Below are 23,141 nucleotides of genomic sequence, written 5' to 3' on the forward strand. Positions count from 1 at the left end.
GGCCAGGGACAGCTGGAACAGCGACCAGGTCAGGGCAATGGCCGGCACCAGCCACAGCTGCCAGCCCTGGGGGCGGCGCAAGCCGAGTTCTTCCTCCTCCTTGAGGCGCTGGGCGGTATCCTGCCCCTCGCGGCTGGGCGGCGCCGGTTCCTTCGCCATGGGCAACTCCCCTGTCGTTCATGAACCAGCGGGAGAGCGCTTCAGGTTCCGCTCTCCCGCGCGACACCAAAGACCCTAGAGCAGGCCCTTTTCACGGAAATAGCGCTCCGCCCCCGGATGCAGGGGCGCGGCCAACCCCTCCAGCATGTTTTGCGCGGTCAACACCTCCAGGGCCGGGTGCAGGACCCGCAGGGACTCCAGATTCTCAAACACCTCGCGGGTGATGGTATAGACCACATCTTCCGGCACATCGGCCGAGGTGCAGATGGTGGCCTTGACGCCGAAGGTCGGCACCGGTTCGCTGTTGGCCACGCCAGGATAGGGCGCGACGGGGATAAGCGCCGGCGCGTAATAGGGCTGCTGGCTCACCAGCTTGTCGATCAACTCGGCGGCCACCGGCACGAAGCGCACCTTGCGCGTCCCCGCCACCGCTTCCTTGACCGAGCCGTTGGGATGGCCGACGGTATAGAAGAACGCGTCGATGCGCCCATCCTGCAGCATGCCCGCCGACTCGGCGGGGCGGATGCCCTCGGCGCGCAGATCGCGGGTGGGATCGATGCCGGCGGCGGCGAACAGATCGAGGGCGTTGACGCGCTGGCCGGTGCCGGGCGCGCCGATGTTGACCACCTTGCCCGCCAGATCGGCGACGCTCTCGATGTTGGAATCCACCGCGGCGAGAATGGTCACCGCCTCGGGATGCAGGGCGAACAGGGAGCGCAGCTTGGCCTGGGGCCGCCCCTCCCACTCACCCTGCCCCTGAAAGGCCTGGTGCTGCAAATCGGATTGCACCACGCCGAGCTCGATGTCCCCGTTCATCAGGGCATTGATGTTGAACACCGACCCGCCCGTCGATTCCACGGAGATGCGCAGGTTGTACTGGTCGCGCTTGTCGTTGATGAGCTTGCCGATGGCGCCGCCCACCGGATAGTAGACCCCGGTGACGCCGCCGGTGCCGATGGTCACGAAGCGCATGGCCCCCGACGGCCGCGCCGGCGCCTCCTTGGCCCCTTCGGGCGCGCTGCCCTTGTCACTCTGGCAGCCGATCAGCAACAGCAGGGAAAGCAGCGGAATCAGTAATCTTTTCATGATGGTTCCTCCAGGATTCGAGTCCGGCCCGGGTGCGCCGGAAAATGCACGCAACGCGACCGCAACGCCCAAGACACTTACATCACCAGTTCGCTAAACTTACCAGAGGCGGGGGGGCTGTCAAGAAACCGACGGAACTGTAGAGGCAGGACAAGGGCGGCCGCTCCCGAGGAAGCGGCCGCCCCGGCGGGTCAGAAGCTGTTGATGCGGCGGATGAAGGCCTTGAGCAAGCCGAAGTTGCGGCGATTGAACCGAAGAATCAGGCGCGGCAAGCCCAGCAGATCGGGTTGGTCGCGTTCCTCGGGAAAGGGTCCACCCTGGATGATCTGGGTGCCGGGCAGCAGAATTTCGCTGAACTCGCTGCGCAGGGTTTCGACCTGCTCGGGCAGCAGCGGCTGGTTGAGGCGGATCACCAGATTGTCGCCGACAAAGCGGCTCGAATGGTAGACCCGGTAGAAATCGACAATGTCCTGCACCGCCTCCAGGGGATCGCGGGTAATGGTGAACAGGGCGAAATCCTCGCCGCTGATCAGTCCGCGCTTGAGCAGGGTCTTCTTCATGAACTCGAAGAAGGTCTCCCAGTAATCGCCGTCGTCATCGTCGATGAGCACCAGGGGGATGGGCGGATTCTTGCCGGTCTGCACCAGGGTCAGGGTCTCCATGGCCTCGTCGAGGGTGCCGAAGCCGCCGGGAAACAGGGCGACGGCGTTGGCCTCCTTGAGAAAGGCCACCTTGCGGTTGAAGAAATACTTGTAGATGAGAACCTTGGCGTCCTGGGACATGACCGGGTTGGTTTCCTGCTCGAAGGGCAGGCGGATGTTCACCGCGAAGGAATTGTCCGCCCCCGCCCCTTCGTTGCCGGCCTGCATGATGCCGCCCCCGCCGCCGGTGATGGCCATGTAACCGCGCTCGGCGAGCAGCCGCGCGAAGGTCACGCACTTCTGGTAGATGGGCTCCTCGGGCTGGGTGCGCGCCGAACCGAAGATGGTCACCTTGCGCCGGTCGCGATAGGGGCCGAAGACCTTGCTGGTGTAGCGCATCTCCTTCATGGTGGTGCGCATCAGCTTGAGGTCGGCGGGATAGTCGATTTCCTGTCCGGCCTTGAGGGCGCTGAGAATCATCTCGCGAACCAGGGCGGGGTGATGGACCCCGACCTGCTGGGTGATTTGATCGATGAGATCATCGATCGCGCCGTTGCGTCGGTTGAAATGCAATTCCATCAGATCATCCCTCCTCGCTTACCCCGACCCGTGCCGGGGGCAAAAGGCCTCGCAACCCTGCCGGGGCGACATCCTGCCGCGCCAAGGGCGAGCGCCCCGCCAGCCGCGCCGCCGCCAGCAGAAAACCATTCATGCCCCCGCCGGCATAGCGTCGGGCAAAATCCTCATAAACCGCGCGCAACGCTTTTTCGCAGGAATAGAATTCCGCCGCTCCGGCGGCGCCCAGGGCGTCCTCCACCGGGCCGCAGACAAAGGTCACGCAATTGAAGGGCCGCTGCGCCGCCCCCAGGCGACAGGCCTCCCCGTCGAGCATGGGGCAGGGCGCCGCCGCGTCGAAGGGGGGCGGGGCTTGCCCCGCGGCCAGGAGCGCCAAGAGGTTCGCCAGGGTGACATGATACTTGCCCCGGTCGCAGCAGGCCCCCCGGCACAAGCGGCAGTGCGCCGCCCCGTCCGCCGCCGCGAACAGCGCCTGCAGACGCTCCTGCAAGGCGCCGATGCGCGCCAGCCGCGCCCGAATCCAGCGGCGCTCCTCGTCCGCCAGGCGCCGCCAATCCTCTTCGAGAGCCGTGCAGCCTGCCTGCCAGAGTTCGGCGTCACCGCGCGCTTGCATCCTCATGTCGGCCTGGTATTCCTGAAAAAAAGAATGGCCGGAGAAGGCCATAAGCCGGGTTCTGTTCCCCGGGGCGGTTACCCGCCGCGGGGCGATGATCATTCGTCTAGGACCGCCGTTGCCGACGGCCTCAAGCAGCCTGACCCGGGAGCTTCGGACGGGCCGCCCTCGAACGCTCCTCTATTCGGCTTTGCTCCGGATGGGGTTTACCGAGCTGCCGATGTCGCCACCGGCACTGGTGAGCTCTTACCTCACCCTTTCACCCTTACCGGTCGTCGCCGAAGCGCCGACCGGCGGTCTGCTCTCTGTGGCACTTTCCCTGGGGTCGCCCCCGGTTCCCGTTAGGAACCATCCTGCCCTGCGGAGCCCGGACTTTCCTCCCCCCGCCCTTCAGGGACGGGCAGCGATCATCTGTCCTTCTCCGGCCATTTACCTATTCTACCCTATCGAGCCAGGGCACGCGGCCGCCGCTTCACTGGCGGATGAGAAAAATCAGCCGGTGGCAATGCGGGCAGCTCATCACCTCTTCCTGGCGGAACAGGCTGTTGAACACCTGGGGCGGCAGCTGCATGTGACACCCCTGGCAGGCGCCCTGGCGCGCCTCGACCACGGCGATGCCGCCGCGCCGATCGAGCAGGGTCTGGTAGCGCTTGCGCGTGACCAGGGGAATCTGCTCGGCGATGGCGGCGCGCTCGGCTTCGCGGGAGGATAGGGTCGCGTCGATCTCGGCCAACTGTTCCTCGATGAGGGCCCGCCGCGCGTTGGCCTTGTCCTCCTGCTCCGCCAGTTCCTTTTCCTTTTCCTGAAGATCCTGATCCAGGGCGGCGATCTCGGCATCCTTGCCCTTGATGCGCTCCTCGATGTCGCGGTTCATTTTCTTGGCGGTGTCGACTTCCTTGAGAACCGCGATGTATTCCTTCTGCGTCTTGATGGCCGGCAAGCGGCTCTCCGCCCGGGCGACATTGTCACGCTCCAGGGCCAGGGCCTGCCCCAGTTCGCGGCGCTCGGCCCGCAGCGCGTCGAGGCCCTCGCGCAGTCCGGTCACCATGACGCGCACCCGCTCAACCTCGGCATCGAGACTGCCGAGCTCCTGTTCCATCTGCTGGCGATCGAGGCGGATCTTGCGTGCCGCCGTATCGATGTCCTGCAGGTCCTTGAGCAATCGCATCTGTTCCTGAACGTCCTTCGCTTCCATTCCTGTCCTTCCCATGGGCTTGGGTTGAGAGTCGCCGCGCCCCTTGCCAAGGCACGGCAACCGCGAAAAATCGGCTAAAAATGAGAAGGGGGATCAGACGATCCGAAACGGATCTCTCTCCCCCTGTGCTTCCCTTACTTCCGTTGTCCAGCCTTGCGCCGCCAGGCCTTGTCGCAGAAAATCCGCGAGGCGCGGCACCATCAGGCGTTCGGTGGCGAAATGGCCGGCATCGACGAGCGCCAGCCCCTGGCTCAGGGCTTGCTGCGCCTCGTGATACTTGACATCCCCGGTGACCAGCACATCGGCGCCCTGCCGCAGGGCTTCACCGATGAGCGAAGCGCCGCTGCCGCCGCACACCGCCACCTTGGACAGCACCTGGGCGCCGTCGCCGACCAGGCGTAGGGACGCGCAGCCCAGCGCCGCCTTGACCTGAAGGGCAAAGGCATCAAGGGACAGGGGCGCGGCCAGCCGCCCCAGGCGCCCGAGACCCATATCCGCCCGCCGGTTGTGCAGGGCCAGCAGATCATAGGCGACCTCTTCGTAGGGATGGGCCTTGAGCATCCGCTGCAGGGCACGGTTGAGGTGCTCGCGCGGCACCACCGTTTCCAGCCGCACTTCGCCCACCGTCTCGCGCGCGCCGCCGGCCCGGCCGATAAAGGGGTCGGTCTGGCTGCCGGGGCGAAAGGTCCCGCTGCCGGCACCGTGGAACGCGCACTGGTCGTAGTCGCCGATATGCCCAGCGCCCCCCTCGAAAAGAGCGGCGGCCACCGCGTCCTCGTAGCCGCGCGGCACGAACACCACCAGCTTGAAGAGCTCGCCGGCGCCGGCCTGCAAGACCTTGACCTGGCCGAGACCGAGGACTTGCGCGAGCCAGTCGTTGAGTCCGCCGCGCGCCCGGTCGAGGTTGGTATGGGCGCAGATGACCGCCACCCCGGCGCGCGCGGCGCGCAGCAGGGCGCGGCCGCTGTCGTCGGCGCTGGTCAGGGCCTTGAGCGGGCGAAAAATCAGGGGATGATGACTGACCAGCAGTTGCGCCTCGGCGGCCACGGCCTGCTCGACCACCGCCGCCGTCGGATCCAGGGCCACCAGGATGCGGCGCACCTCGTCCAGGGGGTCGCCCAGGTGCAGGCCGACATTGTCCCACTCCTCGGCCAGCGCCGCGGGCGCCAGGCCGTTAAGCAGACCGAGAAGATCTTGTACGCGGGGGAATTTCGCTTTTTTCATCCTCGCCGGGTCGTGAAAAAAAAAGAGTGCAACACCGCTTGCCCGGTTGCACTCTCGGCAAGCTCAAGGCTTGCTGTATGTAGGGATGAGGTCTGGACTCATGTTTTTCCGGTGGTGGGCCCACCAGGATTCGAACCTGGGACTGACCGGTTATGAGCCGGCGGCTCTACCGCTGAGCTATAGGCCCGTTCAAGACTGAGCCTTCTAGGTTAGGCCCAAGCCCAGCGGCTGTCAAGGGCTTTTCTCGGCCACTCCCAGGCGCTTCTCCCCTTAATATTCGACGAAACTCTTGAGGCGCTTGGAGCGGCTCGGGTGGCGCAACTTGCGCAGCGCCTTGGCCTCGATCTGGCGAATGCGCTCGCGGGTGACGTTGAAATCCTGCCCGACTTCCTCCAGGGTGTGATCGGACTTCTCGCCGATGCCGAAACGCATGCGCAGCACCTTCTCCTCGCGCGGGGTGAGGGTCGAGAGCACCCGCGCCGTCTGGTCGGAGAGATTGCTCTTGATCACCGCCTCCACGGGCGAAACCACCGCCTTGTCCTCGATGAAATCGCCCAGGGAGGAATCCTCCTCCTCGCCGATGGGCGTCTCCAGGGAAATGGGTTCCTTGGCGATCTTGAGCACGCGCCGCACCTTTTCCAAGGGCAGTTCCATGCGCTCGGCGATCTCCTCGGGGGTCGGCTCGCGCCCCATCTCCTGCACCAGCTGGCGGCTGGTGCGGATGAGTTTGTTGATGGTCTCGATCATGTGCACCGGAATGCGGATGGTGCGCGCCTGATCGGCGATGGCGCGGGTGATGGCCTGACGAATCCACCAGGTGGCGTAGGTGGAGAACTTGTAGCCGCGCTGGTACTCGAACTTGTCCACCGCCTTCATCAGGCCGATGTTGCCCTCCTGAATGAGATCGAGGAACTGCAAGCCGCGATTGGTGTACTTCTTGGCGATGGACACCACCAGGCGCAGGTTGGCCTCGACCAGCTCGGTCTTGGCCTGCTTGGCGCGGAATTCACCCTTCTGCACGTCCTTGAGGGCTTCGAGCAGCTCCTCCGGAGCGAAGCCCGACTCCTCCTCGACCTTGAGGAAGCGGCGCTGCGCCGATTTGAGGCGCTTTTCCACCGCCAGCAGGGTGTCCATGGCCACGCCGACTTCCCCCGCCACGACCAGGGCCTCCTCGTCGTTCTTGCGCATGCGGCGCAAAAGCTTCTTGATGTCCTTGTGCGGCTTTTTCAACTCCTGCTCGCAGGCGCCGACTTCCGTCATGCCCTTTTTCACCTGGGCGGCCAACTCCTTGAGGCGATCGACGATCTTGGCCACCTGATGGTCCTTGAGACGGATCTGGCGCAGCAACTCGAAGATGTCGTTCTTGATCTTGCGCGCCGCCTGATCAAGCTCCTTTTTCTCCTCGCGGGACAGCTCGCCGGAGAGTTTCTCGCGCACCTCCATGAACTGCCCGTCGAGCTCGCGGATGCCGGCCACCAGTTCGAGAATGCGCAGACGGTGCTTTTCTTCCTGCTCGCTGCCCTCTTCCTCCTCGTATTCCTTGGTGATCTCGGCGACGCTCACCTGGCCTTTTTCCAGGCGCTCGCCCAGGGTGATGACTTCCTTGAAGGCGATCGGCGTGCGCAGGATGACCTTGGTCACCAGGGCTTCGCCCTCCTCGATGCGCTTGGCGATTTCCACCTCGCCCTCGCGGGTAAGCAGGCTCACCTGGCCCATCTCGCGCAGATACATGCGCACCGGATCGGAGGTGCGGCCGAGTTCGGCCTCAAGATCGGGTTCCTCTTCCTCGCCGCCCTCCACGTCCTCGTCTTCCAGGCCACGCTCCTTGGGCAGGGCGATCTTCTGGTCGGCATCGACGATTTCGATATCGAGCTCGCCGAACATGCTCATCACGTCATCGATCTGGTCCGAGGACACCATGTCGGCGGGCAACAGGTCATTGACCTCGTCGTAGGTCAGAAAGCCCTTTTCGCGGCCCAGGTCGATCAACTGCTGAACTTCATCCATCTTGGTCTTTTTGGACATTTTCCGGCTGTCTCCCCTTACGTCCGTGGATTATCCCTATGTTCAATTCTAGCAGGCTGTTTCTGGTTTAGTCGGATTTGTCGCCCGGCAGGCGCCGCAGTTCCTGCAGCTCCCGGCCCAAGCGCGCGCCGGCCTCGCGGTCCCCCGCAGCTTCGGCGGCGTGAATCTGCTGGAGCAACTCACTGCGGCGGCGGCGCGCATCGCTTCGCGCCACATCGGCGCGGCATTCGCCGAACAAGCCGTCGAGATCCTCGCCGAACAGTTGGGCCGCGGGCAGGCGAATCGCCCGGAGCCTCTCGACCTCCTCGGCATCGAGCACGGCGGCCAGCTCCGCCCGCGACACCGCCTCGCCGCCTTCGGGCAGCGCCAGGATTTTTTCCGCCAGGCGCCGCAGCAGCCCATCGGCGAGCAGGCTCGCGAGCCCTTCGCTCCGTGCCCGCTCCCGCGCGGCGGCGCGCTCGAGCAGATAGCGGATCAGGGCCTGGGGCGCGGGTGAGGCCTGCGCGCCGCGCAACCCGCGCGGCGCCGGGCGCGCCGGGCCGGGCAAGGCCTGGCGCGGAGCCTGTCCCGACGGTTCCTGCGGCGGCGGAACCACGGGCGCCGCCGGCCCCGGTGCGGGACCGCGCAGGGCGGAAGCGCGCCGCGCGAGCAGGGCCTCATCGAGACCGGTTTTGCGCGCCAGGGCCTGGCGGTAAAGCGTGCGCTCGATCTCCCCGGGAATCAGCCGCAGCTTGGCGAGAATCGCCTCGGCGGCCTGCGCCCGGCCCTCCACGGATGCGCCGTGGGCGGCCAGGGTGTCCTCCAGAAACAGCTCAAACACCGGGCGGGCCGCCTTGAGTCGCTCTTCCAGCGCCTTGACCCCGTGCCGAGCGGTGAAGGAATCGGGATCTTCCCCCGCCTCCAGGGTCGCCGCGGCCACCGGCACGCCTTCGGGCAGCAGTGCCTCCATGGCGCGCCAGGTCGCCTGGCGCCCGGCGCTGTCCTGATCGAAGAGCAGCACCACCCGCTCGGCGTAGCGTTTGAGCAGGCGGGCATGCTCGGCGGTCAGGGCGGTGCCGCAGGTGGCCACCGCCTGGGCGAAGCCGGCGCGATGCAGGGCCAGCACGTCGAAATAGCCTTCGACGACGATCGCCTCGCCGGCGCGGCGCATGGCCTCGCGCGCCTGGAAGAGGCCGTAGAGCGCGGCGCTCTTGTGGTAGACCGGCGACTCGGGCGAGTTGATGTACTTGGGCAGCGACTTGTCGAGCACCCGCGCGCCGAAGGCCGCCACCTCGCCGCGCGCCGAGAAGATAGGAAAGATCAGCCGCGCGCGGAACAGATCGTAATCGCCGCGTCCTTCCTTGCCCGGGCGAGTCAGGCCCAGCTGACGCACCAGCTCGCCCTCGAAGCCCTTGCCGGCCAGATGCGCCGCCAGCGCCTCCCAGCCCTCCGGGGCATAGCCGAGGCGAAAGCGCTCGGCCGTCTCGCGCCCATAGCCGCGCTCGCGCAGATAGGCGCGCGCGGCGCGCCCCCGGGGATCCTCGTTGTCCATGAGAATCCCATGGTAAAACTCGGCCGCCACCTCGTTGATGCGCAACAGCTGCGCGCGCCGCTGCCGCGCCAGCTCTTCCTCGGGGGTGCGTTGCTCCTCGGCGATGTCGATACCGTAGCGCTCGGCCAGGCGCCGTACCGCCTCGGGAAAGCTCAAGCCCTCCATGCGCCGCACGAAGGAAATGGCGTCGCCGCCCACCCCGCAACCGAAGCAGTGGTAGATCTGGCGGGGCGGATTGACGTTGAAGGACGGCGTCTTTTCCGCGTGAAAGGGACAGAGCCCGACATGGTTGGCGCCCGAACGCTTGAGCGCCACGTAGGAGGAAACCACCTCCAGAATGTCCGCGCGATCCTGCACCTCGCGAATCTTGTCGTCGGGAATCCGTCCGCTCATGCCCCCCGCAACTGTACGATGGTCAGGTTGTCGCCGCCGCGTTCGAGCTCGGCGGCGTGAAAAGATTCCACCTCGGCCTGGGCGGCGAGAAATTCGCGCACCGCCCGGCGCAGGGCTCCGCTGCCGGCTCCATGGACGATTTCGACCTCGCGCAGACCGTGCAGCAGCGCATCGTCGAGAAAGCGCTCCAGGCGCGGCAGGGCGTCGTCGATGCGCTCGCCCACCAACTTGAGGCGCGTCTCGCAACGCGACCGCTCGACCCGCCCGCGCACCCCGCCGACACCGCGTTTCTGCTGAGCGAAGCGCGGCGGCTTATACTGTTCCAGCTCCGCCAGCGGCAGGCGCAACTTCTTGCCATGCAGGACCAGTTCCACCTCCTGCCCGCTCACCCGCACCACCTCGGCCTCGGCACCCAGGGCGGGAATGCGCAGCAATTCACCCGCGCGCACCTCCCGCGGCACCCGCCCCTGCGCGGGCTTGGCCGCCGTTTCCTGACTCAAGGCCGCGCGCACCTGGCGCATCTCGCCGCTCAGACGCGCCGCCTCGGCGGTGGAGCCGGACAGTTCCTGCGCCTCTTTGAGCAATTGCTTGACCCGCGCCTCGGCGCGCCGTACCAAGTCTTCGCCGCGGCGCCGCGCTTTCTCCAGAATCGCCTGCCGGCCCTGCTCCAGGTCCTCCAGCAGGCGGCGACGCTTGTCCCGCTCGACCTGGGCCTGGGCACGCAAACGCCCGGATTCGGCGAGATCCTCCTCAAGGCACTGCGAACGGCGGTGCAGTTCCTCGAGAATCGCCAAGCCCTCGCGCTCCTCGACGCCGAGGTAGGACTCGGCGCGCCGCAGCACCCCCTCGTCGAACCCCAGGGTGCGGGCGATGGTCAAAGCGCTGCTCGCGCCCGGCGCCCCGTAGTGCAGGCGATAGGTGGGGCGCAGGGTTTCATGGTCGAAACTCACCGCCGCGTTTTCCACCCCGGGATTGAGCAGGGCATAGCCCTTCACCAGGTTGAGGTGGGTGGTCACCAGGGTGCGCGCGCCGCGCCCGCGCAGGGCATCAAGCACCGCCATGGCCAGCGCGCCGCCCTCGGCCGGATCGGTGCCGGTGCCCAGTTCGTCGAGCAGCACCAGGGAATCGCCGTCGGCCTGCTCCAGCACCGCGCGCAGGCGCAACAGGTGGCCGGAGAAGGTCGAGAGGCTCGCCTCGATGCTCTGCTCGTCGCCGATGTCGGCAAAAATCTTGCCGAACAGGTGCAGGCTGCTGTCGGGATGACAGGGCACCGGCAGACCGCAGCGCACCATCAGGGTCAGCAGGCCCAGGGTCTTGAGCGCCACCGTCTTGCCGCCGGTGTTGGGACCGCTGATGATCAGCGTATCGCCCTCGGCGCCCAGCAGCAGATCCACCGGCACCACCTCCAGACCGCGCGGCCGCCCGTCGGGTCCGAGCAGCAGCAGGGGATGGCGGGCGGCGCGCAAGGCGATGAGCGGCCGATCTTCCAGGCGCGGCGCCACCGCGGCGGTCGCCAGGGCGAAGCGCGCGGCGGCGGCGCGCAGATCGAACAACGCCAGCAGGCGCTGGTTGGCGGCCAACAGCGCCGCCTGCGCCCGAACCTCGTCGGCCAGGCGGCGCAGGATGCGTTCTTCCTCGCGCTTTTCCTCGCGCAGCAGGGCTTGCAGGGCGTTGTTGTCGGCCAGGGTCTGCACCGGCTCGACGAACAGGGTCTGGCCGCTGGCGGACTCGTCGTGGATGAAACCCTTGATCTGGCCGCGATGATCGGCGCGCACCGGCACCACGTAGCGCCCGTTGCGCTCGGTGACGAGCCGCTCCTGAAACGCGCTCGCCAGGCGTTCGTCGTTGAACAGCGCTTCGAGCACCCGCCGGATGCGCTCGCGGGTCAGGCGCAGGCCGCGGCGCATATCGGCAAGGGCAAAGGATGCGCTGTCGAGGATCTCGCCCCGCGCGCCGATGCTCTCGCGCAGCAAGCGCCGCAGGGTTTCGGGCACCTCCAGGCCCCGGGATTTTTCAAAGAGCCGCGGCGCCGCTTCGGCGGCCGCAAGGTAACGGCGGCACTCCGCCGCCGCCTCGATGCTGGAGAGCACCTCAAGCAGGGCCTCCGGCGGCAGAAAAGCGCCGGGCACCGCCAGGTGTTGCAAATGCCCGCTCAGCTCGCGGGTGCCGCCCAGGGGCGGGCGGCCGCGCTGGTCGTGCAGCACCTGCATTTCCGCCGTCTCGTCCAGGGCCTGGGCGACCTCGTCGCGTTCGGCCAGGGGCCGCAGGCCGCGCGCCAGCTCGCCCCCCGGCGCGGTCTGGGTAAAGCCGGCAAGCAGGCCACGGACCTTGTTGAATTCAAGAATCCGCAGAGTTGCTTCATCCATGGCGCCGCAACCTCAATGCCCGTTGAGCAGCTCTTTCCCGCCGCGAAACACCGCCTCGCCCAGTTCGACAAAGGGCGGGGTGAGTTGTGAACCGGCAAACCCCGTGTGCAGAAAGCCCGGCAGGGGGCCCAGGCTCAGGGCGAACAGAACCAGGGCGAGGAGCACCACGCCTTCGCCGACGCCGAACAGCGCACCGAGCATGCGGTTGAAGCCGCCGAGAAAGACCAGCCGCACGAAGCGCGAGAGCACGAAACCCAGCACCGAAAAAAACACCACCACCAGCAGAAACAGGCCGAGAAACGCCGCGCCCACCGCCAGGGGCGAAGGCAAGCCGGCGCTATCGAGCAGCCATTGGGCCAGGGGCGTGTGAAAGCGAAAGGCGAGAATCCCGCCAACGAGCAGGCCGGCCAGGGAGCACAATTCCTTGAGCAGCCCGCGCATCAGGCCTTTGAGCAGGAAAGCGACCAGCACCACTAGGATTGCGATATCGAAATAGTTCATGAACGCCGCGCGCGGCGCGCCTCCCGCGAAAGCTCGGCACCCCTCAGGCGCCGAGCCGTGCCTTGACCAGTTCGCTCACCAGCCGCCCGTCGGCGCGCCCGGTGGTTTGTGCCGTCACCAGCTTCATCACCTTGCCCATGTCGCGAGGGCCGGCGGCGCCGCTCTCGCTCACCGCCTGGTCGATGAGCGCGCGCAACTCCTCCTCGGACAGCTGGCGCGGCAGGAACTCCTGGATGATGGCGAGTTCCTTTTCCTCCTTTTCGGCCAGATCCTCACGGCCGCTCTGGCGGTAGGCCTCGGCCGAATCTCGGCGCTGCTTGGCGAGGGAGGACAGCACGCCGATCACGCCCTGGTCGTCGAGCTCGCGGCGCTCCTCGATCTCGCGGTTCTTGATTGCCGAACGGACCAGACGGATGGCGCTCAGACGCAGACTGTCCTTGGCCTTCATCGCTTCTTTCATGGTGGTGTTGAGATTTTCAGTGAGACTCATGCGGTATACCCCGGGCTCGGAGAAAACGGAAAAGGGGGCGGCCACAAAAGCGGCGCCCCACGGAAAAACCTTTCTAGTCTAGTGATTCTCGCGAAAATAGCAAGAACCGCCTTGCCGCCCTACTGGGCGCGGCTCTCTTTCTCCGCGATGCCGGAGAGGCCGAACCGGCGCCGCAGCTCGGCGTAGATGCGCTCCGGGGGCAGATCGTAATAGCCCAACAGCACCAGGGTGTGGAAAAACAAGTCGGCCGCCTCGTACACCACCTGCTCGGGATCACCGCCCTTGCCCGCCACCGCCGTCTCCGTCGCCTCCTCGCCGATCTTGCCGAGGATCTTGTCCAGTCCCTTGGCATACAGGGAGGCGACATAGGATTTTTCCGAGGGATTCTGGCGGCGCTCCTGGATGACGTGATACACGGCATCGAGGATGTCGTGACGCGCGTAGGCGGCCAGGGGATCGCTGGTCTTCTCGCCCTGGACCTGCACCGCGTCCTGCTCCCAGGTGCGATAGAAACAGGAATGATGGCCGGTGTGGCAGGCCGCGCCCTGCTGCGCGACGCTGATCAGCAGGCAATCGGCGTCGCAATCGAAGCGGATTTCGCGCACCAGTTGCACGTGGCCGGAGGTTTCGCCCTTCATCCACAGCTTGCGCCTGGACCGCGAATAGTAGTGAACCCTGCCCGTCGCCAGGGTCTGCTCCACCGCCGCGGCGTTCATGAAGGCCATCATCAGCACCTCACCGGAATCGGCGTCCCGGGTGATGGCGGGGATCAGGCCGTTGGCGTCGAATTTGAGCTGGTCGATCAGGGACATAATAATCTCCGTGCGGGCGGATTGAATCCGCCCCGGGCGCACATCGGTGCGCCCCTACAAATCATAAACGCACCGGCACCCCGTGCTCGCGCAGATACGCCTTGCACTCGCCGATGGTATGCTCGCGGAAGTGAAAAATGCTTGCCGCCAGGGCGGCGCCGGCGCCCCCCTCCACCAATCCCTCGCGAATATGCTCGAGGTTGCCGACCCCGCCCGAAGCGATCACCGGAATCCGCACCCGGTCGCTCACCGCGCGGGTCAGGGCGATGTCGTAGCCGTCCTTGGTACCGTCCTTATCCATGGAGGTGAGCAGAATCTCGCCGGCGCCGTAACTTTCCATGCGCGCCGCCCATTCCAGCACGTCGATGCCGGTGGCGTTGCGTCCGCCGTGGGTGTAGACCTCCCAGGCCGGGGGAGCGCTGCCCGGCACGCGCCGCGCATCGATGGCCACCACGATGCACTGGGAACCGAAGCGCTCGGCGGCCTCGCGGACAAACTCGGGACGATGCACGGCGGCCGTGTTGATGGACACCTTGTCGGCCCCGGCGTTAAGAAGATTGCGGATGTCGGCGATCTCGCGCACCCCGCCGCCCACGGTCAGCGGCATGAAGACGCGCTCGGCGGTGCGCGCCACCACGTCGAGGATGATGCCGCGCTTGTCGCTCGACGCCGTGATGTCGAGAAAGGTCAGCTCATCGGCGCCCTGGGCGTCGTAGGCCTGAGCCGCCTCCACGGGATCGCCGGCATCGCGCAGCTCGACGAACTGCACGCCCTTAACCACGCGGCCGTCCTTGACGTCGAGACAGGGAATGATGCGTTTGGTCAGCATAATCGCCTCAAGTTAGTCACGCCCTCGCTCGCGCGCAAGGGCCGCCAGGGATTTTTCACGCGGCGCCTTGCGCCACGCGGATCGCTTCGCGCAGATCCAGGGCGCCGCTGTAGATGGCCTTGCCGGTGATGGCCCCCACCACGCCCAGGGGTTCCAGACCCTTGAGATCGCGGATGTCCTGCAAGCGCGACACCCCGCCCGAGGCGATCACCGGAATCCCGATGGCCCGGGCCAGGTCCCCGGTGGTGCGCAGATTGGGACCCTGCATCATGCCGTCGCGGGCGATATCGGTGTAGATGATCGCCTCGACGCCGTAGCCTTCGAGTTCCTTGGCCAGCTCGCCCGCCTGTTTCTGGGTCACCTCGGCCCAGCCGCGCACGGCGACGAAGCCCTCCTTGGCGTCGATGCCAACCACGATGGCGCCGGGAAACAGGCGGCAGGCCTCCTGGACCAGGGCCGGGTTTTCCTTGGCCACGGTGCCGAGAATCACTCGTTTGATACCGAGTTGCAGATAGCCCTCGATGGTTTGCAGATCACGGATGCCGCCGCCGATCTGCGCCGGGATGTCCAGGGCGGCGACGATGGCCTGGATCGCCGCGCGGTTTTTCGGCACCCCGGCGAAGGCGCCGTCGAGGTCGACGATGTGTAGCAACTCGGCGCCCTGCTCCTGCCAGATGCGCGCCTGGGCGGCCGGGTCGTCGTTGTAGACCGTGTCCTTGTCCATGAGGCCCTGCTCAAGACGCACGCAGCGGCCTTCCTTGAGATCAATGGCGGGAATAACGAGCATTTACAACTCTCCGAAATTCTTGAGGATGGCCAAGCCCACCTGCTGGCTTTTCTCCGGGTGGAACTGGGTGGCCATGACATTGTCGCGCCAGATGCTGGAGCAGAAATCCATGCCGTAGTCGGTGGTGGTCGCCACCACGGCCGGGTCCTCGGGCACCACGTGGTAGGAGTGGACGAAATAGACGAAGGCGCCGTCGTCGATGCCGCGATAGATGGGCGCGCAACGCTTGATGGCGATGCGATTCCAGCCCATGTGCGGCACCTTGAGTTCCTCGCCGTCGGCCCGCATACCCGCGGGAAAACGCACCACGCGGCCGGGGATGAGATCCAGGCCCTGGTGGCAACCGAATTCCTCGCTCTCGCCAAACAGCAACTGCAGGCCCAGACAGATGCCGAGAAAAGGGCGTCCGGCCTCCACATGGCGCTTGATGGGCTCGATGAAGCCGCCCGCGCGCAGATGATCCATGCAGTCCTTGAAGGCGCCCACCCCGGGCAACACCAGATGATCGGCCCGCGCCGCCACGGCCGGGTCGTCCGTCACCAGCGCGCTGAAGCCGAGCTGCTCGAAGGCCTTATGCACCGAGCGCAGGTTGCCCATGCCGTAATCGATGATGGTTATGCGGCTCACTCCAGGGTCCCCTTGCTCGACAGCACGCCTTCGATGCGCGGGTCGATTTGCGTCGCCTCGTCCAGGGCCCGGGCGAAAGCCTTGAACACCGCCTCGATGATGTGGTGCAGGTTGTCGCCGTAGGCCAGATTGACGTGGATATTGGCGCCGCTGTGGTTGCAGAAGGCGGTGAAGAATTCCTCCACCAGCTCCACCTCGAAATTGCCCACCCGCGCCTTGGGCAGATCGACATGGTAGACCAGGAAAGGCCGCCCGGAAAAATCCAGGATCACCGAGGCCAACGCTTCGTGCATGGGCGCGGTGCCGCGCCCGTAGCGGCGGATGCCGCGCTTGTCGCCGAGGGCCTTCTTGAAGGCCTCGCCGAGGCAGATGCCGACGTCCTCCACGGTGTGATGAGCGTCGATCTCGATGTCGCCCTGGGCGGCGATCTCCAGATCGAAAAAACCGTGGCGTGCGATCTGGGTGAGCATGTGATCGAAAAAGGGCACCGGGCTCTGGATCTCGCTCGTGCCGCGCCCGTCAAGTTCGAGCCGGACGCGGATGTCGGTTTCCTTGGTGCGGCGTTCAATGGTTGCGCTACGTGCCATTTCTGTCTCCATGGCGGTGGTAGGGGCGCAGCATGCTGCGCCCTGGTCAACCGCGGTGGGCGCAGCATGCTGCGCCCCTACAAGAACCGGTTATTTTCCCAACCGAAGCGACACCGATTTGGCGTGGGCCTCCAGCCCCTCCAGCTTGGCGATATGCACGATGTCCCTGCCCAGCCGCTCCAGCCCCTGACGGGAAAAGGACACCAGGCTCGATTTCTTGACGAAATCGTTGGTCGAGAGGGGCGAGAAAAACCGCGCCGTGCCGCCCGTGGGCAGGGTGTGGTTGGGGCCGGCCAGGTAATCGCCGGCCGCCTCGGGGGTGTGATGCCCGAGAAAGATCGCCCCGGCGTGCTTGATGCGCGGCAGGATCTCGAAGGGATTGTCCACCGCCAGTTCCAGGTGCTCGGGCGCGATGCGGTTGGAAAAGGCGATGGCCTCGTCGAGATCGCGGGCGATGAGAATCGCGCCGAACTGCTCGATGGCCTGCCGCGCGATGCTTTCGCGCGAGAGCTCGCGCAACTGCTTCTCGACTTCCTTGGCCACCTTCTTCGCCAGCTTCTCGTCGGTCGTAATCAGAATCGAGGACGCCAGCTCATCATGCTCGGCCTGGCCGAGCAGGTCGGCGGCCAGATGCGCCGGCTCGCCGCTGCCGTCGTTGATGATGAGGATCTCGCTGGGCCCGGCGATCATGTCGATGTCCACCTGGCCGAACACCTGCTGCTTGGCGGTGGCCACGTAGATGTTGCCCGGGCCGGTGATCTTGTCGACGCGCGGCACGCTCCGGGTGCCGTAGGCCAGGGCCGCCACCGCCTGGGCGCCGCCCACCTTGAAAATGCGATCGACCCCGGCCAGGTGCGCCGCCGCCAGGACGTGGGGATTGACCTCGCCGCCGGGCATGGGCACCACCATGATGATCTCGGCCACTCCCGCCACCTTGGCCGGAATGGCGTTCATCAGCACCGAGGAGGGATAGGCGGCCTTGCCGCCGGGCACGTAGATGCCCACCCGATCCAGGGGCCGCACCATCTGGCCGAGGAGCACATCCTCTTCCTCGGTGGAAAGCCAGGTCTGCTCCTTTTGCTTGGCGTGAAACGCGGCGATGCGCTCGGCCGCCAGGCGCAGGGCGGCCAGGGATTCCTCGCTCACCGCCGCCAGGGCTTGCGCGATGTCCTCGCCGCTGACTTCCAGGGTTTCCGGGGTAAGGGACAGCCGGTCGAACTTCTGGGTGTACTCGATGAGCGCCGAGTCGCCACGGCGGCGCACGTCGTCGATGATTTCCTGCACGGTAAAGGACACATCGCCCTGGGCCGCCGCCCCGCGCTCGACGATCCGCCGCAGGGTCGCCTCGAAAGTCGCGTCGTTGAAACGAAGAATTCGCATGGCGCTCCCCTAGGAAATGCGGGCCGCTTCGCCCACCACCTGCTCCAGCCCCTCGATGAGCCGGCGGATGCGCTGGTGCTTGGTCTTGAGGCTGGCGCGATTGACGATGAGGCGGCTGGTGATCTCGGCGATGGTATCCACCTCGACCATGCCGTTCTCGCGCAGGGTGGCGCCGGTGGACACCAGGTCGACGATGCGCTCGGAGAGCCCCACCAGGGGAGCCAGTTCGATGGAGCCGTAGAGCTTGATCAGTTCCACCTGCACGCCGCGCGCGGCGAAATAGCGCTCGGTGATGTTGGGGTACTTGGTGGCGACGCGGATGTTCGACCAGTTGGCCGGATCATCGTTGCGCCGCAGTTCCTTGGGCTCGGCCACCACCAGCCGGCAGTAGCCGAATTTGAGATCCAGGGGCTCGTAGAGATCCTTGCCCTGTTCGAGCAGGGTATCCTTGCCCACCACGCCGATGTCGGCGCAGCCGTATTCCACGTAGGTCGGCACGTCCGTGGCGCGCACCGCCATGAAGCGCAGCCGGTCCTCGCGATTCTCGAACACCAGCTTGCGGCTGTCGTCGCTCATCTCGGGGCAGGTGATGCCGACACGCGCGAACAGCTCCATGGAATCCTTCATGATGCGCCCCTTGGGCAGGGCGAACGTGAGAGTGTCGCTCATAAATTCGTCCTTTGTCCTTTGTCCTTTGTCCCTGGCGAGAGGCTTTAAAACCAATGACCAAGGACAAAGGACCAATGACGGTTTTATTCCCTGACCCGCTCGACGTCGGCGCCGAGGCCCTTGAGCTTCTCCTCGATGCGCTCGTAGCCGCGATCGAGGTGATAGATGCGTGCGACTTCCGTGGTGTTGTCCGCCGCCAGGCCGGCCAGCACCAGGGAGGCGCTGGCGCGCAGGTCGGTGGCCATGACCGGGGCGCCGAACAGTTTCTTGACGCCGCGCACCACGGCGGTATGGCCGTCGATGGCGATGTCGGCGCCCATGCGCTGCAGCTCGCAGACGTGCATGAAGCGGTTCTCGAAAACATTCTCGCTGATGACGCTGGCGCCGTCGGCCAAGGTCATCAGGGCCATGAACTGAGCCTGCATGTCCGTGGGAAAGCCCGGATAGGGGCAGGTACGGATATCCACGGGCAGGATCTTGCGTGGTCCCTTGACGCGCAACTCGTCGCCCTCGCCGCTGATCTCGACGCCCGCCTCGCGCAGCTTGAGCACCAGGGCCTCCTGGTGTGCCGCGCACAAGCCGCGCACCCGCACCTCGCCGCGGGTCATGGCGGCGGCGATGAGAAAGGTGCCGGCCTCGATGCGATCGGGCATCACCGCGTGGGCGAAGGGTTGCAGCTCGCGCACCCCTTCGATGCTGATGGTGTCGCTGCCCGCGCCCTTGATGCGCGCCCCCATTTTGGTCAGGGCCTCGGCCAGATCGACGATTTCCGGTTCGCAGGCGGCGTTTTCGATGACCGTGGTGCCCTTGGCCAGGGTGGCGGCCATAAGCAGGTTTTCCGTGCCGCCCACGGTGGGGATGTCGAAGCGGATGCGCCCGCCCCGCAGGCCGCCGCGCGCCCGTGCCTCGACATAACCGTGGTCGAGGGTGATTTTCGCGCCCAGGGCCTCGAAGCCCTTGAGATGCAGGTTGATGGGGCGCGCGCCGATGGCGCAGCCGCCGGGCAGGCTGACCCGCGCGTGGCCGCAGCGCGCCAGCAGCGGTCCCAGCACCAGCACCGAGGCGCGCATGGTGCGCACCAGATCGTAGGGGGCTTCAACGCTCTCGATGGACGAGGCATCGACGGCGAAGGTACCGTTCTCGCGCTCCACTTGGGCGCCGAGAATCTTGAGCAGCTTCTCGGCCGTGTCGATGTCGCGCAGGTGCGGCACGTTGCTGACGCGATGCACGCCCGGCGCGAGCAGGGTGGCGAACAGCAGGGGAAGCGCCGAATTCTTGGCGCCGCTGACCTGAACCTCGCCCTTGAGGCGCTTGCCGCCGTGAATGATGATCTTATCCAAGAAATGACTCCGTCACTTGTCCTTTGTCATTGGTTGTTGGCAAAAACCAATGATCCAATCATTTTCGCGTGGCGCCCACCACGCGGATGATTCCGGCGTAATCGGCGCGGCGGAACAGCCCCTGGAGGCCGGCCCGGGTGAAGAGCTCCCCCACGGCTTGCTCCTGACCCTGGCCGATTTCGACCAGCAGGCTGCCGCCGGAACGCAAACGCGACGGAGCCTGGGCGGCCAGGGCGCGATAGGCGGCGAGTCCGTCGGGGCCGCCGTCGAGGGCCAGGTGCGGTTCATGGTCGCGCACGTCGGGCATCAGGCCCGCCAGATCGGCGCTGGGGATATAGGGCGGATTAGCGACGATCAGGTCGAATTCCTCCTGCGGCAATCGCGCCAGATCGCCCTGAAGAAAGCGCAGGCGCTCAGCCACCTGGTGGCGATGGGCGTTGCCTTGCGCCACCGCGAGGGCGGCGGGCGACACATCCAGCGCCGCCACCTGCCAGGCGGGCCGTTCCACGGCCAGACTGACGGCGATGGCGCCGCTGCCGGTGCCCACATCCAACACCCGCGCCTCTTCGGGGCCGCGCGCCAGGGCTTCCTCCACCAGCACTTCGGTGTCGGGGCGCGGAATGAGCACGTCCGGGGTCAGGGCAAAGGCCAGCGACCAGAACTCCACCTCGCCGAGAATGTAGGCGAGGGGCTCGCGCCGCGCGCGCCGCGCGACCCGGGCGCGAAATAAACGCAATTCCTCGGCGTTCAGGGGCTGGTCGTAGCGCAGATAAAGGCCGACGCGATCCACCCCCAGGGTCTTGGCCAGCAGCAGATCGGCGTCGAGCCGCGCCGATTCGATGCCGCGCTCGCGAAAATAGCCGGCGGTCCATTCCAGCACCCGCAGGACCGTCCAGACGTCCGTCACCTCAGTTCTCCTGGCCGCTCAGGGCCTCGCTCTGGGTGTGGGTGGTCAGCGCATCGACGATCTCGTCGATATCGCCCTGCATGATGGCTTCGAGGCGATAGAGGGTCAGGCCGATGCGGTGGTCGGTGCAGCGCCCCTGGGGAAAATTGTAGGTGCGGATGCGCTCGCTGCGGTCGCCGCTGCCCACCTGGCTCTTGCGGTCGGCGGCCATCTTCGCGTCCTGAGCGGCGCGCATGCTCTCGAGAATACGCGAACTCAGAATTTTCATAGCCTTGGCCTTGTTCTTGTGCTGCGACTTCTCGTCCTGGCAGGCCACCACCACCCCCGTCGGGATATGAGTGATGCGCACCGCCGACTCGGTCTTGTTGACGTGCTGGCCACCGGCGCCCGAAGCGCGGTACACGTCGATGCGCAGATCGCCGGGGTCGATGTCCACGTCCACCTCGTCGGCCTCGGGCAGCACCGCCACGGTGCAGGCCGAGGTGTGAATGCGGCCCTGGGCCTCGGTGGCCGGCACCCGCTGCACGCGGTGCGTGCCGCTTTCGAACTTGAGGCGCGAGTAGACGCGGTTGCCGCTGATCAGGGCGATGACTTCCTTGATGCCGCCGGCATCGGCCTCGGAGAGGCTCATGATCTCGACCTTCCAGCCCTTGGTGTCGGCGTAGCGCGAGTACATGCGAAACAGGTCGGCGGCGAACAGCGCCGCCTCCTCACCGCCGGTGCCGGCGCGGATTTCGAGGATGATGTTCTTGTCGTCGTTGGGATCGCGCGGCAGCAGCAGGAGCTGTAACTCCTTTTCCAACCGCTCCTTGGCCTCCTCCAACTCGGGCAGCTCGGCCCGCGCCATCTCCTTGACCTCGGGGTCGGCATCGCGCAGCAACTCGCGGTTGCCGGCCAGGGCCTCGCAGGTCTTGCGGTAGCGCTGATAGACCTCGACGATCTCGGAGAGGTTGGAATGCTCCTTGGTCAGGGCACGGTACTTCTCCTGGTTGGCGACCACCGTCGGATCCGACAGCAGGCCCTCCACTTCGCGAAAACGATCAACGACTTCTTCGAGCTTGTTGAACATGTCCTAAATTCTCGGCAGGGGCGGGGATCGCCCGCTAGTCAGAGTTGGGAAAATTCCTCGCGCACCTGGGCCATTTCCCCACAGGTCATGGCCCCTTCCGGGCAGCGCCCGGCGAGGCAGCCGGGGCCGGCATCGGCAAACAGCAGGGGCGCGGCCTGGCGGCACAGGCGCAGCATCTCCACGGCCATGGCGCGAATTTCCCACTGCGCGCGGCGGCAGCAGCGCAAGGCGAAGAAGTGGCGCAGCTCGCGGGCATTCATGGTCACCACCAGCTTGGTGGCGGCGGCATTGGGCAGCACGAAGCGCGCGTCCTCGGCGGCGATGCCGGCATCGAGAAACTCTCCATAGGCCTGATGAATCTGCTCCAGCAGGCCTTCATAACGCGCCAGCAGTTCGGGCCGCTCGGCGATGCTCGGCGGCGTCACCGCCTCGAAGCGCGCGCGCTGCGACACATAGCGTTGGCTCTGCTGGGAATAGGAGGCGATGCGGTGGCGCACCAACTGATGGGAACAGGCGCGGCTGATGCCTTCGATGCCGAAGGTAAAGCTCGCGTGCTCGAGTACCGACAGATGGCCCAGGGAAAGGATCTTGCGCAGAAAGGCAGCGCGATCCCCCGCCCCCCGGTCCATCAGCTCACCGATGGCGGCATCCGAGTAGCAGAGGCGCGCGGCGGCGGCCACCGTCCGTTCCGGATCGGGAGTATGGGTGAGCAGTGAAACGCGCATGGATAACCACGGGCGAAGCCCGCATGACATCACGGGCAAGGAGAAGGACCCTGAAAAACGGCACGCCTGTCCCCCCGGGGAGACAGGCGCAGGGTTGCGATGCGGGCGAAACGTGCGACGGCAGGCCGCCTATTTGTTCTCGCCCTTGCCGTACTTGCGGCGAAAGCGCTCGACGCGCCCGGCGGTGTCGATCAGCTTCTGCTTGCCGGTGTAAAAGGGATGGCAGGCCGAGCAGATCTCGGTAAAGAAATCACTCTTGAGGGTCGAGCGGGTTTCGATGACGTTGCCGCAACCGCACTTGATCTTGATGTCCTGATAAGCGGGATGGATGCTTTCTTTCATGGTCTGAATTCTCCTTGGGGCCTGGCGGGTACAGGCCGATGATGATCGATGCCCAGAGGGCAAGGGATGCTTTTAGCATTTTCGGCGCGAAAAAGCAACAACCCTCGCGGGCGGCGTCCTACTGATTCATGGAATCGAGGAATTCCTTGTTGGTCTTGGTTTCGCCGAGCTTCTCCAGCAAAAACTCCATGCTGTCCACCACGTTCATGGTGGTGAGCACCTTGCGCAGCAGCCAGACGCGCTGCAGGGAGGTCTTGTCGACCAGCA

Annotated in this window: 22 protein-coding genes, 1 tRNA gene, 1 other RNA gene and 1 pseudogene; all 25 read right to left on the reverse strand. The window is 66.2% G+C overall.

Features of this window, described 5'->3' with window-relative positions:
* Nucleotides 1-234 precede the first annotated feature (234 nt).
* Nucleotides 235-1,245: a TAXI family TRAP transporter solute-binding subunit gene (locus QAT43_RS05740; protein ID WP_305042091.1), complete on the reverse strand. Its 1,011-nt coding sequence runs from the start codon at nt 1,243-1,245 to the stop codon at nt 235-237.
* 191 nt (nt 1,246-1,436) lie between these two features.
* The gene (locus tag QAT43_RS05745) at nt 1,437-2,465 is read right to left on the reverse strand and encodes a TIGR00730 family Rossman fold protein (RefSeq protein ID WP_305042092.1); all 1,029 of its coding nucleotides are present in this window, start codon (nt 2,463-2,465) and stop codon (nt 1,437-1,439) included.
* Between the two features lie 4 nt (nt 2,466-2,469).
* A complete protein-coding gene (locus tag QAT43_RS05750) occupies nt 2,470-3,081 on the reverse strand; it encodes a hypothetical protein (RefSeq protein WP_305042093.1) in 612 nt (203 codons plus the stop codon).
* Nucleotides 3,082-3,110: 29 nt separating this feature from the next.
* Nucleotides 3,111-3,498, reverse strand: an RNA gene (gene rnpB, locus QAT43_RS05755) — RNase P RNA component class A.
* A gap of 49 nt (nt 3,499-3,547) precedes the next feature.
* A complete protein-coding gene (locus QAT43_RS05760; protein WP_305042094.1) occupies nt 3,548-4,270 on the reverse strand; it encodes a zinc ribbon domain-containing protein in 723 nt (240 codons plus the stop codon).
* Between the two features lie 93 nt (nt 4,271-4,363).
* Nucleotides 4,364-5,494, reverse strand: a complete 1,131-nt coding sequence (locus QAT43_RS05765; protein ID WP_305042095.1) for a Nif3-like dinuclear metal center hexameric protein — start codon at nt 5,492-5,494, stop codon at nt 4,364-4,366.
* A gap of 112 nt (nt 5,495-5,606) precedes the next feature.
* Nucleotides 5,607-5,681, reverse strand: a tRNA-Ile gene (locus QAT43_RS05770).
* A gap of 83 nt (nt 5,682-5,764) precedes the next feature.
* On the reverse strand, nt 5,765-7,519 hold the full coding sequence (gene rpoD, locus QAT43_RS05775) for an RNA polymerase sigma factor RpoD (RefSeq protein WP_305042096.1): 1,755 nt from the start codon (nt 7,517-7,519) through the stop codon (nt 5,765-5,767).
* Nucleotides 7,520-7,586: 67 nt separating this feature from the next.
* On the reverse strand, nt 7,587-9,443 hold the full coding sequence (dnaG, locus tag QAT43_RS05780; protein WP_305042097.1) for a DNA primase: 1,857 nt from the start codon (nt 9,441-9,443) through the stop codon (nt 7,587-7,589).
* Nucleotides 9,440-11,809 (reverse strand): endonuclease MutS2, encoded by a 2,370-nt coding sequence (locus QAT43_RS05785; protein WP_305042098.1) that lies wholly within the window; start codon nt 11,807-11,809, stop codon nt 9,440-9,442. The genes dnaG and QAT43_RS05785 overlap by 4 nt, the downstream gene beginning before the upstream one ends.
* Nucleotides 11,810-11,821: 12 nt before the next feature.
* Nucleotides 11,822-12,310, reverse strand: coding sequence for a CvpA family protein (locus QAT43_RS05790; protein ID WP_305042099.1), 489 nt, complete (start codon nt 12,308-12,310; stop codon nt 11,822-11,824).
* Between the two features lie 43 nt (nt 12,311-12,353).
* A complete protein-coding gene (locus tag QAT43_RS05795; protein WP_305042100.1) occupies nt 12,354-12,800 on the reverse strand; it encodes a GatB/YqeY domain-containing protein in 447 nt (148 codons plus the stop codon).
* Nucleotides 12,801-12,919: 119 nt separating this feature from the next.
* The gene (hisIE, locus tag QAT43_RS05800) at nt 12,920-13,612 is read right to left on the reverse strand and encodes a bifunctional phosphoribosyl-AMP cyclohydrolase/phosphoribosyl-ATP diphosphatase HisIE (protein WP_305042101.1); all 693 of its coding nucleotides are present in this window, start codon (nt 13,610-13,612) and stop codon (nt 12,920-12,922) included.
* A gap of 61 nt (nt 13,613-13,673) precedes the next feature.
* Nucleotides 13,674-14,441 carry an imidazole glycerol phosphate synthase subunit HisF gene (gene hisF / locus QAT43_RS05805; protein WP_305042102.1) on the reverse strand — a complete coding sequence of 256 codons (768 nt, stop codon included), beginning with the start codon at nt 14,439-14,441 and terminating at the stop codon, nt 13,674-13,676.
* A gap of 55 nt (nt 14,442-14,496) precedes the next feature.
* Nucleotides 14,497-15,228 carry a 1-(5-phosphoribosyl)-5-[(5-phosphoribosylamino)methylideneamino]imidazole-4-carboxamide isomerase gene (gene hisA, locus QAT43_RS05810; RefSeq protein ID WP_305042103.1) on the reverse strand — a complete coding sequence of 244 codons (732 nt, stop codon included), beginning with the start codon at nt 15,226-15,228 and terminating at the stop codon, nt 14,497-14,499.
* The gene (hisH, locus tag QAT43_RS05815) at nt 15,229-15,855 is read right to left on the reverse strand and encodes an imidazole glycerol phosphate synthase subunit HisH (protein ID WP_305042104.1); all 627 of its coding nucleotides are present in this window, start codon (nt 15,853-15,855) and stop codon (nt 15,229-15,231) included.
* Nucleotides 15,852-16,442 (reverse strand): imidazoleglycerol-phosphate dehydratase HisB, encoded by a 591-nt coding sequence (gene hisB / locus QAT43_RS05820; protein ID WP_305042105.1) that lies wholly within the window; start codon nt 16,440-16,442, stop codon nt 15,852-15,854. Before hisB ends, hisH begins: the two co-directional genes overlap by 4 nt.
* Before the next feature lie 90 nt (nt 16,443-16,532).
* Nucleotides 16,533-17,822, reverse strand: coding sequence for a histidinol dehydrogenase (gene hisD / locus QAT43_RS05825; protein WP_305042106.1), 1,290 nt, complete (start codon nt 17,820-17,822; stop codon nt 16,533-16,535).
* Between the two features lie 9 nt (nt 17,823-17,831).
* Nucleotides 17,832-18,491: an ATP phosphoribosyltransferase gene (hisG, locus tag QAT43_RS05830; RefSeq protein ID WP_305042107.1), complete on the reverse strand. Its 660-nt coding sequence runs from the start codon at nt 18,489-18,491 to the stop codon at nt 17,832-17,834.
* An 83-nt stretch (nt 18,492-18,574) separates the two neighbouring features.
* Complete coding sequence (murA, locus tag QAT43_RS05835) at nt 18,575-19,831, reverse strand: UDP-N-acetylglucosamine 1-carboxyvinyltransferase (protein ID WP_305042108.1); 1,257 nt, start codon at nt 19,829-19,831, stop codon at nt 18,575-18,577.
* 58 nt (nt 19,832-19,889) lie between these two features.
* The gene (gene prmC, locus QAT43_RS05840) at nt 19,890-20,738 is read right to left on the reverse strand and encodes a peptide chain release factor N(5)-glutamine methyltransferase (RefSeq protein ID WP_305042109.1); all 849 of its coding nucleotides are present in this window, start codon (nt 20,736-20,738) and stop codon (nt 19,890-19,892) included.
* A gap of 1 nt (nt 20,739) precedes the next feature.
* Complete coding sequence (gene prfA, locus QAT43_RS05845) at nt 20,740-21,807, reverse strand: peptide chain release factor 1 (protein WP_305042110.1); 1,068 nt, start codon at nt 21,805-21,807, stop codon at nt 20,740-20,742.
* A gap of 38 nt (nt 21,808-21,845) precedes the next feature.
* Entirely contained in the window at nt 21,846-22,532 is a 687-nt protein-coding gene (gene thyX, locus QAT43_RS05850; RefSeq protein ID WP_305042111.1) for an FAD-dependent thymidylate synthase, read from the reverse strand.
* A gap of 129 nt (nt 22,533-22,661) precedes the next feature.
* Nucleotides 22,662-22,874: a 50S ribosomal protein L31 gene (rpmE, locus tag QAT43_RS05855; RefSeq protein ID WP_305042112.1), complete on the reverse strand. Its 213-nt coding sequence runs from the start codon at nt 22,872-22,874 to the stop codon at nt 22,662-22,664.
* A 118-nt stretch (nt 22,875-22,992) separates the two neighbouring features.
* Nucleotides 22,993-23,141: pseudogene (gene rho / locus QAT43_RS14840) on the reverse strand (transcription termination factor Rho); the annotation flags it as partial.

Origin of the sequence: Geoalkalibacter sp. (assembly GCF_030604225.1) — a bacterium.
Lineage (GTDB): Bacteria > Desulfobacterota > Desulfuromonadia > Desulfuromonadales > Geoalkalibacteraceae > Geoalkalibacter.